This window comes from Streptomyces sp. NPDC097619, assembly GCF_040302735.1.
In the GTDB taxonomy this organism is placed as follows: domain Bacteria; phylum Actinomycetota; class Actinomycetes; order Streptomycetales; family Streptomycetaceae; genus Streptomyces.
This window is the reverse complement of sequence record NZ_JBEOSD010000024.1, coordinates 59,180-70,021: the sequence shown is the minus strand read 5'-3', so window position 1 is coordinate 70,021 and position 10,842 is coordinate 59,180. Positions and strand designations below refer to the sequence as shown.

The window sequence follows — 10,842 nt, the reverse complement described above, 5'->3', positions numbered from 1 at the left end:
CCCGGCGCCCCGGCGGCCCCCCCCCCCGGCCTCCCCCCCCGGCCCACCCCCCCCCGGGGGGGGGCCCCCGGCCTCTTGCCGCCGGGCGCCCCACCCCTTCGACTCGTTCGCGACGCGCTACGAGGACAGCTGCTGCTTGACGACGGCGGCGACCCGGCCGCCCTCCGCCAGCCCCGCCACCTTCGGGTTCACGATCTTCATGACGGCACCCATGGCCCGCGGCCCCTCGGCACCCGCGGCACGGGCCTCGGCCACCGCCTGGGCCACGATCTCGACCAGCTGCTCGTCGGTGAGCTGCTTGGGCAGGTACTCCGCCAGCACCTCGCCCTCCGCGGTCTCACGCTCGGCCTGCGCGGGCCGACCGCCCTGCGCGAAGGCGTCCGCGGCCTCGCGGCGCTTCTTCGCCTCCTTCGCGATCACCTTCAGCACCTCGTCATCGGAGAGCTCACGGGCGACGGTGCCCGCGACCTCCTCCTTGGTGATGGAGGTGAGGGTGAGGCGCAGCGTGGACGAGCGCAGCTCGTCGCGCGCCTTGATGGCGGTGGTGAGGTCTTCCTGGAGTCTGGCCTTGAGCGTGGTCATGGCACGAGTGTGCCAGGTGCCCGGCCATGGGTGCCCAACCCTTTTTCCGCGTCTGCGACCATGGGCGGATGCACGCGCGCTACGGAGTACCGCTCAAAGTCACCGCCGGAATCGCCGCGGTGGGGGCCGCGGGGGTGGCCTACGCCGCCGGATTCGAGGCCCGATCCTTCCGGCTCCGCCGGGTGACCGTTCCCGTCCTGCCGCGGGGGGCCCGACCGCTGCGGATCCTCCAGGTCTCCGACATCCACATGGTGCGCGGCCAGCACAAGAAGAAGCGCTGGCTCCAGTCGCTGGCCGGGCTCCGGCCCGACCTGGTCGTCAACACCGGCGACAACCTCTCCGACACCGAGGGCGTGCCGGACGTGCTGGACGCGCTGGGCCCCCTGATGGAGTTCCCCGGGGCCTACGTCATGGGCTCCAACGACTACTACGGGCCGCGGCTGCGCAATCCCGGCCGCTACCTCATCGAGAAGGTGCAGGGCCGGCACGGCCTCAACGGCAACAAGCCCGTGGTGGGCGCCGTGCACAACCCCTGGGAGGGGCTGCGGGACGGCTTCGACGAGGCGGGCTGGCTGGACCTCACCAACACCCGGGCCCGGCTGAAACTCCCCTCCCTGGACCTGGCCTTCACGGGCCTCGACGACCCGCACATCAAGCGGGACCGCTACCAGAAGGTGGCCGGCGGCCCGGACCGCGACGCCGACTTCACCCTGGCCGTGGTCCACGCCCCCTACCTGCGGGTCCTGGAGTCCTTCGCCGCCGACCGCTACCCGCTGATCCTCGCCGGGCACACCCACGGCGGACAGCTGTGCGTCCCCTTCTACGGCGCCCTGGTCACCAACTGCGACCTCGACACCAAGCGGGTCAAGGGCCTCTCCACCTGCGAGGCCGGCGGGCACCGCTCCTACCTCCACGTCTCGGCGGGCTGCGGCACCAACCGCTACACCCCGGTCCGCTTCGCCTGCCCCCCGGAGGCCACCCTCCTCACCCTGACCGCCCCGGAGTGACCCCGCCGCCGGGCCCCCCGGAAACCGGATTTCGTCTCCGGGCGAGGGTCCGCTAGAGTAATCGATGTCGCAAGGGCCGAAGGCCGGAGCGGCGATCGGGGTGTAGCGCAGCTTGGCAGCGCGCTTCGTTCGGGACGAAGAGGTCGTGGGTTCAAATCCCGCCACCCCGACAGTGAAACAGCAGGTCAGCCGCCTACTCATCGAGTGGGCGGCTGACCTGTTTTTCCTCGTTCCCGGGGGTGGGGCGGCCGTGGCGCCGTGTGCCCGGGGAGAAGGACGGGGAAGGGGGCTCCCGCCGAGGCGTCGGGCGTGGTCTTCTTCCGGAATGGAAGCCATCATCGCCAGTGCCGTCGCCGTCCTGGGGACCCTGCTCGGTTCGGGGATCACGCTGGAGGTCCAACGGCGTACCGCCGAGAAGGGCCATCGGTTCACTCGGGACGAGACGCTGCGTCAGGAACGGCTGGACGCGTACACGGCCTATGCGGCGGCGTTGATCAACTATCGGCGCTGTCTCCTGCACCTGTGGTTCTGTACGCACGAGCAGCCGCCCCCGGAGCCCGCCGAGGGCGTGCAGATCCGGGCGTACGACCTCAGGTCGAAGGCGCAGGAGGCCCTGTTCCGCATGCAGATGCTCACCGACGACGAGGAGCTGGGCAGCACCGGTGAGCGCCTGCTCGCCGAGATCACGGTCATCCACAAGACGGAGGACCGGGCGGAGCTGGACCGGCGGCGGGTGCGGACGCGCGACGGCATCGACCTGCTGGTGCGGACGGCGAAGCGCCACCTCTGAGGGCGCAGCCCCGGACACGGCCGTGCCCCCTGGGCGGCCGTGGGCCGGGCAGGGGGCACGGGGGTGGGTCAGTTGGCGGCGGCGCCGAAGCGGGTGCGGTAGGCGTCGAGGTCCTCTTCCTGGATCTTGGCGAAGAGGACCGGCGGGACGGTGAAGGGGGTGCCCGCGGGGACCGCGTCCAGGGCGCGGGCGGCCTCGGGGGTGACCCACGTGGCGGTGTCGCCGGGCAGGGCGAAGGCGCCGCGCATGGCGGCGGCCGAGGCCGGGATGAAGGGCTCGGAGACCACCGAGTAGAGGTGGATGAGGTTCATCGCGGTCCGCAGGGTCAGGGCCGCGCCCTCCGGGTCGGTCTTGATCTCCAGCCAGGGGGCCTTCTCCTCCAGGTAGGAGTTGCCCGCGGACCACAGGGCGCGCAGGGCCGCGGCGGCCTTGCGGTACTGGAGGGCGTCCATGTGCTCCTCGTACTCGGCGAGGAGCCCGGCGATCTCCTCGCCGAGGCGGGTCTCGGCCTCGCCGGCCGGGTTGCCCGCGGGGACCTCGTCGCCGAAGCGCTTGCGGGAGAAGGACAGGACGCGGTTGACGAAGTTGCCCAGGGTGTCCGCGAGGTCCTTGTTGACCGTGGCGGCGAAGTGCTCCCAGGTGAAGGAGGAGTCGTCGGACTCGGGGGCGTTGGCGATGAGGAAGTAGCGCCAGTAGTCGGCGGGCAGCAGCTCCAGGGCGGCGTCGGTGAAGACGCCGCGCTTCTGCGAGGTGGAGAACTTGCCGCCGTAGTACGTGAGCCAGTTGAAGCCCTTGACGACGTCGACCTTCTTCCAGGGCTCGCGCACGCCGAGTTCGGTGGCCGGGAACATCACCGTGTGGAAGGGGACGTTGTCCTTGGCCATGAACTGGGTGTAGCGGACCGTGTCGTCGGCCTCGAACCACCAGGACTTCCAGTCCCGGGTCTCGCCGTCGGGGGCCGCGTCGGCCCACTCCTTCGTGGCGCCGATGTACTCGATCGGGGCGTCGAACCAGACGTAGAAGACCTTGCCCTCGGCGGCCAGCTCGGGCCAGGTGTCCGCGGGGACCGGGACGCCCCAGTCGAGGTCGCGGGTGATGGCGCGGTCGTGCAGGCCCTCGGTCAGCCACTTGCGGGCGATGGAGGAGGACAGCTGCGGCCACTGGTCCTCGTGCCGGGCGACCCAGGCCTCGACCTCGTCCTGCAGCTTGGACTGGAGGAGGAAGAGGTGCTTGGTCTCGCGGACCTCCAGGTCCGTGGAGCCGCTGATGGCGGAGCGGGGGTCGATCAGGTCGGTGGGGTCGAGGACGCGGGTGCAGTTCTCGCACTGGTCGCCGCGGGCCTTGTCGTAGCCGCAGTGCGGGCAGGTGCCCTCGACGTAGCGGTCCGGGAGGAAGCGCTCGTCCACCGGCGAGTACACCTGGCGGATGGCACGCTCCTCGATGAAGCCGTTGGCGTGCAACTGCCGCGCGAAGTGCTGGGTGATCTCGCGGTTCTGCTCCGAGGAGCTGCGGCCGAAGTAGTCGAAGGCGAGCGCGAAGCCGTCGTACACGGCCTTCTGGGCCTCGTGGGCCTGCGCGCAGAACTCGGCCACGGACAGGCCGGCCTCCTTCGCGGCGAGCTCGGCGGGGGTGCCGTGCTCGTCGGTGGCGCAGATGTAGAGGACGTCGTGACCGCGCTGGCGGAGGTACCGGGAGTACACGTCCGCCGGAAGCATCGACCCGACCATGTTGCCCAGGTGCTTGATCCCGTTGATGTAGGGAAGCGCGCTGGTGACCAGGTGTCGAGCCATCCTTGGATGCTCCATTTCGTACGTACGGCGCCGGGCGGTGCCGCGGCGGGCCCAAGTCGGGAGGCCGCAGCCGGCACGGCCGCCCTGTTCGTGTCCGAGGTCACGGGGGGTGGCGGGCCGGTCCGCAGGCTGCCGTCATCGTAGCGAACCCGCTACCGGCCCCGGCGAGCCGTTTACCGCCGGGGGACGGGGCGCGCCCCGTCGCGGGTGCCGGGGGCGGTGGCGGGGGTGCTTCCGGGGCCTTCGCGTCAGGGTCCCGTCAATACGGGTGCGGGGGGCGTCAGGGGGGCGTCAAGACGGTGGGGAGGGGGGCTCCGGAGGGCGTCAGATGGAGTCCGGCCGCTCAGGCCGAATCCTTTCGTCACTTCGTCTCCAGGAGTTCGCGATGGCCGATCTGGCCTTCGTCCTCACCACGGTCGCGGTCTTCGCGCTGGTGGGTCTCATCGCCAAGGGGGTGGCCAAGCTGTGAGCACCGAGAACATCGTCGGCCTGATCGTGGCCGTCTCCCTGCTCGGGTACCTCGTCCTCGCCCTCGTCAAGCCGGAGAGGTTCTAGCAGCGATGAGTCCCGTCACCGCCGGCGTGCTCCAGCTGTCGGCACTCATAGTCGTGCTCGCGCTGGTGTACCGCCCGTTGGGCGACCACATGGCGCGGGTGTACTCCTCCGAGCGGCACTACCGGCCGGAGAAGTGGATCTACAAGGCCATCGGCGCCGATCCGGACGCCGAGATGCGCTGGCCCGCCTACCTGCGCGGGGTGCTGGCCTTCTCCGCGGTGAGCGTGCTGTTCCTGTACGCCCTGCAGCGCCTCCAGGGGGTCCTGCCGGGCTCGCTGGGCTTCGTGTCCATCGACCCGGACCAGGCCTTCAACACGGCGGCCTCGTTCGTGGCGAACACGAACTGGCAGTCGTACTCCGGTGAGCAGGCCATGGGGCACGTGGTGCAGACCGGTGGTCTGGCCGTGCAGAACTTCGTGTCCGCCGCGGTGGGCATGGCCGTGGCCGTGGCCCTGGTGCGGGGCTTCGCCCGGTCCCGTACCGGCGAGCTGGGCAACTTCTGGGCGGACCTGGTGCGCGGCACCGTACGGATCCTGCTGCCGCTGTCCGTGGTCGGCGCGCTCGTGCTGGTGGCCTGCGGGGCGATCCAGAACTTCGCCGGGATCCACCAGGTGGGGCAGTTCCTGGGCGGTACGCAGCAGTGGAACGGCGGCGCGGTGGCCTCCCAGGAGGTCATCAAGGAGCTGGGCACCAACGGCGGCGGTTACTTCAACGCCAACTCCGCCCACCCCTTCGAGAACCCCACCCCCTTCTCCAACCTCTTCGAGATCCTCCTGATCCTGGTGATCCCGTTCGCCCTGACCCGGACCTTCGGGCGGATGGTGGGGAACCTGCGGCAGGGCTACGCGATCCTCGCGACGATGGCCGCCATCTGGATCGGCTTCACGGCGCTGATGATGTGGACGGAGTTCCACCACGGCGGCCCGGCCCTCCAGGCGGCCGGCGGGGCGATGGAGGGCAAGGAGACCCGCTTCGGGGTCGGCGCCTCCGCGATCTTCTCGGTGGCGACCACGCTGACCTCCACGGGCGCGGTCAACTCCTTCCACTCCTCCTACACCGGCCTCGGCGGCGGGATCCAGCTGCTGGGCATGCAGCTCGGCGAGATCGCGCCCGGCGGGGTCGGCTCCGGCCTGTACGGCATGCTGATCATGGCGATCATCGCGGTGTTCATCGCCGGGCTGATGGTGGGCCGGACCCCCGAGTACCTGGGCAAGAAGATCGGCACCCGCGAGATCAAGCTCGCCGCCTGCTACATCCTCGTCACCCCCGCCCTCGTCCTCGGCTTCACCGCCGCCGCGATGGCGCTGCCCACCCCGCCGCAGTCGATGCTGAACTCCGGGGCGCACGGCTTCTCCGAGGTGCTGTACGCCTACACCTCCGGCGCCAACAACAACGGCTCCGCGTTCGGCGGGCTCAGCGCCGACACCCCGTGGTTCAACACCACCATCGGCCTGGCCATGCTCCTGGGGCGCTTCCTGCCCATGGTGTTCGTGCTGGCCCTGGCCGGGTCGCTGGCCGAGCAGAAGCCCGTCCCCGAGACGGCGGGCACCCTGCGCACGGACAAGCCGCTGTACTCCGGACTCCTCGTCGGCACGATCCTCATCGTCACCGGCCTCACCTACTTCCCGGCCCTCGCGCTGGGTCCGCTCGCCGAAGGACTGGCCTCATGAGCACCGTCACTCCCACCAGGGCTCCGCACCAGGACGTGCCCACCGGCCGCGGGCCGGAGGGCCCGCGGGTGGGCGGCGGCCTCTTCGATCCGGCGCAGCTGCTGAAGTCGCTCCCCGACGCGGTCCGCAAGCTCCACCCGCGGGTGATGGTCAAGTCCCCGGTGATGTTCGTGGTGCTGGTCGGCTCGGTGGTCACCACCGTGCTGGCGGTGACGGATCCGACGGACTGGTTCGGCTGGGCGATCACCGCCTGGCTGTGGCTGACCACGATCTTCGCCAACCTGGCGGAGGCGGTGGCCGAGGGCCGGGGCAAGGCGCAGGCCGACACCCTCCGCAAGGCCAAGACGGACTCCGTGGCCCGGCGCCTGACCGGCGCGGGCGGCGAGGAGAGCGTGGCGGGCACCGACCTGAGGGTCGGGGACCTGGTGGTCTGCGAGGCCGGCGACACCATCCCCGGTGACGGCGACGTGGTCGAGGGGGTGGCCTCCGTGGACGAGTCGGCGATCACCGGCGAGTCCGCGCCGGTGATCCGCGAGTCCGGTGGCGACCGGTGCGCGGTGACCGGCGGCACGAAGGTGCTCTCCGACCGGATCGTCGTGAAGATCACCACCAAGCCGGGCGAGACCTTCATCGACCGGATGATCGCGCTGGTCGAGGGCGCGGCCCGGCAGAAGACCCCGAACGAGATCGCGCTCAACATCCTGCTGGCCTCGCTGACGATCGTCTTCCTGCTGGCCGTGGTCACCCTCCAGCCCTTCGCCGTCTACGCGGGCGCCGAGCAGTCCATGATCGTGCTGGCCGCGCTGCTGGTCTGCCTGATCCCCACCACCATCGGCGCGCTGCTGTCGGCGATCGGCATCGCGGGCATGGACCGGCTGGTGCAGCGCAACGTGCTGGCCATGTCCGGGCGGGCCGTGGAGGCCGCCGGCGACGTCTCCACCCTGCTCCTCGACAAGACCGGCACCATCACCTACGGCAACCGTCGGGCCGCCGAGTTCGTGCCCGTGAAGGGGACGACCGCGGCGGAGCTGGCGGACGCCGCCCAACTGTCCTCCCTCGCCGACGAGACCCCGGAGGGCCGCTCCGTGGTCGTCCTGGCCAAGGAGAAGTACGGGCTCCGGGAACGTCACCAGGGCGAGCTCGCCCACGCCGAGTGGATCGCCTTCACCGCGCAGACCCGCATGTCGGGGGTGGACGTGGACGGCAAGCGGACCCGCAAGGGCGCCGCCGGGTCCGTGATCGCCTGGGTGAAGGAGCAGGGCGGACAGGTCACCGCCGAGGCCGCGGCCCTCGCGGACCGCATCTCCGAGGCCGGCGGCACCCCGCTGCTGGTGGCCGTCCACGATCGGGACGGGGCCCGCGTCCTGGGCGTCATCCACCTCAAGGACGTGGTCAAGGACGGCATGCGGGAGCGCTTCGAGGAGCTGCGCCGCATGGGCATCAAGACGGTGATGATCACCGGTGACAACCCGCTGACGGCCAAGGCCATCGCGGCCGAGGCCGGGGTGGACGACTTCCTCGCCGAGGCCACCCCCGAGGACAAGATGGCCCTCATCAAGCGGGAGCAGGCCGGCGGGAAGCTGGTCGCGATGACGGGCGACGGCACCAACGACGCCCCCGCCCTGGCCCAGGCCGACGTGGGCGTGGCCATGAACACCGGCACCTCCGCCGCGAAGGAGGCCGGGAACATGGTCGACCTGGACTCCGACCCCACGAAGCTCATCGAGATCGTGGAGATCGGCAAGCAGCTCCTGATCACCCGCGGGGCCCTGACCACCTTCTCCATCGCCAACGATGTGGCGAAGTACTTCGCGATCATCCCCGCCATGTTCGCGGTGGTGTACCCGGGCCTGGACAAGCTCAACATCATGGGCCTGGCCTCCCCGGAGTCCGCGATCCTCTCCGCGGTCGTCTTCAACGCGCTGATCATCGTGGCGCTGGTCCCCCTCGCCCTCAAGGGCGTGCGCTACCGGCCCACCAGCGCCGACCGGATGCTCCGCCGCAACCTCGCCGTCTACGGACTGGGCGGCCTGATCGCCCCCTTCATCGGCATCAAGCTCATCGACATGGTCATCTCCCTCATCCCCGGAATCGGCTGACCGACATGAACAACACCCTCGGCACCACGGCCCGCCTCCTCGGCGCCGGCCTGCGGGCCCTCCTCGTCCTCACCGTCATCTGCGGGATCCTCTACCCCCTCGCCGTCACCGGCGTCGCCCAGGCCCTCCTCAGCGGGCGGGCGAACGGCTCCGAGATCAAGGACCACACCGGGAAGGTCGTCGGCTCCTCCCTGATCGGGCAGCGCTACGACCTCCCGAAGAAGGACCCGGCGGACCCCGACGAGGCGGCCCGCCCGGATCTGAAGTGGTTCCAGCCCCGGCCCTCCGGCGGGCTCGGCACCAACGGCGTCAACACCCGGTACTCGCTCCTGGTGTCGGGGGCGACCAACCGGGCCGCCGACAGCCCCGAGCTGCTGGAGTCGGTGGAGGCGGCCAAGGCGGCCGTGGTCCGGGACAACTCCACCCCGGGGCACCGCCTCACGCCGGCGGACGTGCCCACGGACGCCGTCACCTCCTCCGGTTCCGGGCTCGACCCGCACATCTCCCCCGCCTACGCGCGGCTCCAGGCCGACCGGGTCGCCGAGCGCAACGGCCTCGACGTGGAGCGGGTCCGGGAGCTGGTGGCCGCGCACACCGAGGGCCGACAGCTCGGCTTCATCGGGGAGCCCCGGGTGAACGTCCTGGAGCTCAACACGGCGCTGCGGGCCCTGCTCCGGGGCTGAGCCGGGACGCCGGAACGGAAAGGGCGCCGGTGGCGACGACCACCGGCGGGGAACGGGCAGGACGGACAGGAAGGCCGGGTGGTGGCGAGCATGTCCCGGGTACTGGTGGTGGAGGACGATCCCCAGCTGGTGCGCGCGCTGCGGATCAACCTCCAGGCGCGCGGGTTCGAGGTGGACGAGGCGCGGGACGGGGCCTCGGCCCTGCGGCTGGCGGCGGCCCGGCGGCCGGACGCGGTCCTGCTGGACCTGGGGCTGCCGGACATGGACGGCCTCGACGTGATCGCGGGGCTGCGCGGCTGGAGCCGGATACCGGTGCTGGTGCTGTCGGCGCGGCACACCTCGGAGGAGAAGGTACGGGCCCTGGACGCGGGCGCCGACGACTACGTGACCAAGCCGTTCAGCATGAACGAGCTGCTGGCGCGGCTGCGGGCGGCGACCCGCCGGCGCCCCGACGCGGCCCCCGCGGACCGCTCCCCGCTGGTCGCCACGGAGGAGTTCACGGTGGACCTGGCGGCGAAGAAGGTCACCCGGGGCGGCCGGGCGGTCCGCCTGACCCCCACCGAATGGCACCTGCTGGAGATCCTGCTGGCCCATCCGGGGCACCTGGTGAGCCAACGCAAGCTGCTGCTGGAGGTGTGGGGGCCGACCTACGCCGACAACGCCAACTACCTGCGCGTGTACATGGCCCAGCTGCGCCGGAAGCTGGAGGCGGACCCCTCGCACCCGCGCTACCTGATCACGGAGCCGGGCATGGGGTACCGCTTCGAGCCCTGAGCCCGGTCGCGGGATGGTGGTCACCGTCCCGCGACCGCGGCGCGTACGAACCCGGGCGGAGCGGGCGGTCAGGCGAGAAGCTTCTCCTTGGCCCGGTCGAACTCCTCCTGCGTGAGGGCGCCCTTGTCCTTCAGGTCGGACAGCTTGTGGAGCTCGTCGACCTTGCTGGGTGCGGCGCCCGGGGTTCCTGCGGCCTCGCGGACGTAGTCCTTGAACGCCTTCTCCTGGTCGGCCATCTGCTTGCGGTCCCGCTCGGCCATGCTCCGGCCGCGCACGATCAGGTACACGAGCACGCCCAGGTACGGCAGGAGCAGCACCAGGACCAGCCAGCCCGCCTTGGCCCAGCCGCCCATCTCGTGGTCGCGGAAGAGGTCCGTGATCACCCTGAAGAGCAGGAAGAACCACATCACCCAGAGGAAGATCCACAACATGGTCCAGAACAGATTGAGCAGCGGATAGTCGTCCATGCTCCACTCCGATCGGTGCCGATCACCTGCCGTGATCTTCATTCATACCGTCGGAGCAATCTCTTCGCATGTCGGGACAGATGCTCCCGTATCACCACCGGCCGCGGTGCGCGGTGCGACGCACGTGCTCCCGGTAGGCCGCGTCCGCCGCGTCCAGGACCTCCTCCAACACGTCGGCGATCGCCACGGGCCCCGGCGGACGCCCCCCGGCGCGCACCTCGGGGACCGGACCGTTCCGGTCGCAGGAGACGCACACCTCCATGCCCACGCTCCCCACCCAGCGCCCACCCGGACCCCCGCACACCTCGCAGTCGGTCTCCGTGCGCCGCCCCGCCCGCCACGGCGGCCCGCACCGGCCCGCTCCCCGCACGACAACCACCCCCACCGGACGCGGACGGCTGCCGTCCGCCTCCGGAATGCTTCCA

The 10,842-nt window shown here is 71.2% G+C and carries 12 protein-coding genes and 1 tRNA gene; 9 read left to right on the top strand and 4 right to left on the bottom strand.

What is annotated here, in order from left to right:
- Positions 1-117: 117 nt before the first annotated feature.
- Positions 118-582: a GatB/YqeY domain-containing protein gene (locus tag ABTZ17_RS09830; RefSeq protein ID WP_352195026.1), complete on the bottom strand. Its 465-nt coding sequence runs from the start codon at positions 580-582 to the stop codon at positions 118-120.
- A 68-nt stretch (positions 583-650) separates the two neighbouring features.
- Between ABTZ17_RS09830 and ABTZ17_RS09825 the strand changes: the two genes are divergently transcribed.
- The 3 genes from ABTZ17_RS09825 (at position 651) to kilB (ending at position 2,379) form a co-directional block, all read left to right on the top strand.
- Positions 651-1,589 (top strand): metallophosphoesterase, encoded by a 939-nt coding sequence (locus ABTZ17_RS09825; protein WP_352195025.1) that lies wholly within the window; start codon positions 651-653, stop codon positions 1,587-1,589.
- A 96-nt stretch (positions 1,590-1,685) separates the two neighbouring features.
- Positions 1,686-1,759 (top strand) — tRNA-Pro (locus ABTZ17_RS09820).
- A 155-nt stretch (positions 1,760-1,914) separates the two neighbouring features.
- The gene (kilB, locus tag ABTZ17_RS09815) at positions 1,915-2,379 is read left to right on the top strand and encodes a plasmid transfer protein KilB (protein WP_352195024.1); all 465 of its coding nucleotides are present in this window, start codon (positions 1,915-1,917) and stop codon (positions 2,377-2,379) included.
- Between the two features lie 68 nt (positions 2,380-2,447).
- Here kilB and metG read toward each other — a convergent pair whose 3' ends face one another.
- On the bottom strand, positions 2,448-4,169 hold the full coding sequence (gene metG, locus ABTZ17_RS09810; protein ID WP_352195023.1) for a methionine--tRNA ligase: 1,722 nt from the start codon (positions 4,167-4,169) through the stop codon (positions 2,448-2,450).
- Between the two features lie 328 nt (positions 4,170-4,497).
- Here metG and ABTZ17_RS09805 point away from each other — a divergent pair, with 328 nt between their 5' ends.
- The 6 genes from ABTZ17_RS09805 (at position 4,498) to ABTZ17_RS09780 (ending at position 9,950) form a co-directional block, all read left to right on the top strand.
- Complete coding sequence (locus ABTZ17_RS09805; protein ID WP_352195022.1) at positions 4,498-4,638, top strand: hypothetical protein; 141 nt, start codon at positions 4,498-4,500, stop codon at positions 4,636-4,638.
- Entirely contained in the window at positions 4,635-4,724 is a 90-nt protein-coding gene (kdpF, locus tag ABTZ17_RS09800; protein ID WP_352195021.1) for a K(+)-transporting ATPase subunit F, read from the top strand. Before ABTZ17_RS09805 ends, kdpF begins: the two co-directional genes overlap by 4 nt.
- 5 nt (positions 4,725-4,729) lie before the next feature.
- Complete coding sequence (gene kdpA, locus ABTZ17_RS09795; protein ID WP_352195020.1) at positions 4,730-6,394, top strand: potassium-transporting ATPase subunit KdpA; 1,665 nt, start codon at positions 4,730-4,732, stop codon at positions 6,392-6,394.
- Positions 6,391-8,493: a potassium-transporting ATPase subunit KdpB gene (gene kdpB / locus ABTZ17_RS09790; RefSeq protein WP_352195019.1), complete on the top strand. Its 2,103-nt coding sequence runs from the start codon at positions 6,391-6,393 to the stop codon at positions 8,491-8,493. The genes kdpA and kdpB overlap by 4 nt, the downstream gene beginning before the upstream one ends.
- 5 nt (positions 8,494-8,498) lie before the next feature.
- A complete protein-coding gene (locus ABTZ17_RS09785) occupies positions 8,499-9,176 on the top strand; it encodes a potassium-transporting ATPase subunit C (protein ID WP_352195018.1) in 678 nt (225 codons plus the stop codon).
- 90 nt (positions 9,177-9,266) lie between these two features.
- A complete protein-coding gene (locus tag ABTZ17_RS09780; protein WP_352195017.1) occupies positions 9,267-9,950 on the top strand; it encodes a response regulator in 684 nt (227 codons plus the stop codon).
- Positions 9,951-10,018: 68 nt separating this feature from the next.
- Here ABTZ17_RS09780 and ABTZ17_RS09775 read toward each other — a convergent pair whose 3' ends face one another.
- Both ABTZ17_RS09775 and ABTZ17_RS09770 read right to left on the bottom strand, forming a co-directional pair.
- The gene (locus ABTZ17_RS09775; RefSeq protein WP_352195016.1) at positions 10,019-10,417 is read right to left on the bottom strand and encodes an SHOCT domain-containing protein; all 399 of its coding nucleotides are present in this window, start codon (positions 10,415-10,417) and stop codon (positions 10,019-10,021) included.
- A gap of 91 nt (positions 10,418-10,508) precedes the next feature.
- The gene (locus tag ABTZ17_RS09770; RefSeq protein ID WP_352195015.1) at positions 10,509-10,685 is read right to left on the bottom strand and encodes a hypothetical protein; all 177 of its coding nucleotides are present in this window, start codon (positions 10,683-10,685) and stop codon (positions 10,509-10,511) included.
- Between the last annotated feature and the right edge of the window lie 157 nt (positions 10,686-10,842).

What these genes read in the sequence shown, in the direction of transcription:
- ABTZ17_RS09830 (WP_352195026.1), bottom strand. Translation starts at nt 582, where the DNA reads ATGACCACGCTCAAGGCCAGACTCCAGGAAGACCTCACCACCGCCATC.
- ABTZ17_RS09825 (WP_352195025.1), top strand. Translation starts at nt 651, where the DNA reads ATGCACGCGCGCTACGGAGTACCGCTCAAAGTCACCGCCGGAATCGCC.
- kilB (WP_352195024.1), top strand. Translation starts at nt 1,915, where the DNA reads ATGGAAGCCATCATCGCCAGTGCCGTCGCCGTCCTGGGGACCCTGCTC.
- metG (WP_352195023.1), bottom strand. Translation starts at nt 4,169, where the DNA reads ATGGCTCGACACCTGGTCACCAGCGCGCTTCCCTACATCAACGGGATC.
- ABTZ17_RS09805 (WP_352195022.1), top strand. Translation starts at nt 4,498, where the DNA reads ATGGAGTCCGGCCGCTCAGGCCGAATCCTTTCGTCACTTCGTCTCCAG.
- kdpA (WP_352195020.1), top strand. Translation starts at nt 4,730, where the DNA reads ATGAGTCCCGTCACCGCCGGCGTGCTCCAGCTGTCGGCACTCATAGTC.
- kdpB (WP_352195019.1), top strand. Translation starts at nt 6,391, where the DNA reads ATGAGCACCGTCACTCCCACCAGGGCTCCGCACCAGGACGTGCCCACC.
- ABTZ17_RS09785 (WP_352195018.1), top strand. Translation starts at nt 8,499, where the DNA reads ATGAACAACACCCTCGGCACCACGGCCCGCCTCCTCGGCGCCGGCCTG.
- ABTZ17_RS09780 (WP_352195017.1), top strand. Translation starts at nt 9,267, where the DNA reads ATGTCCCGGGTACTGGTGGTGGAGGACGATCCCCAGCTGGTGCGCGCG.
- ABTZ17_RS09775 (WP_352195016.1), bottom strand. Translation starts at nt 10,417, where the DNA reads ATGGACGACTATCCGCTGCTCAATCTGTTCTGGACCATGTTGTGGATC.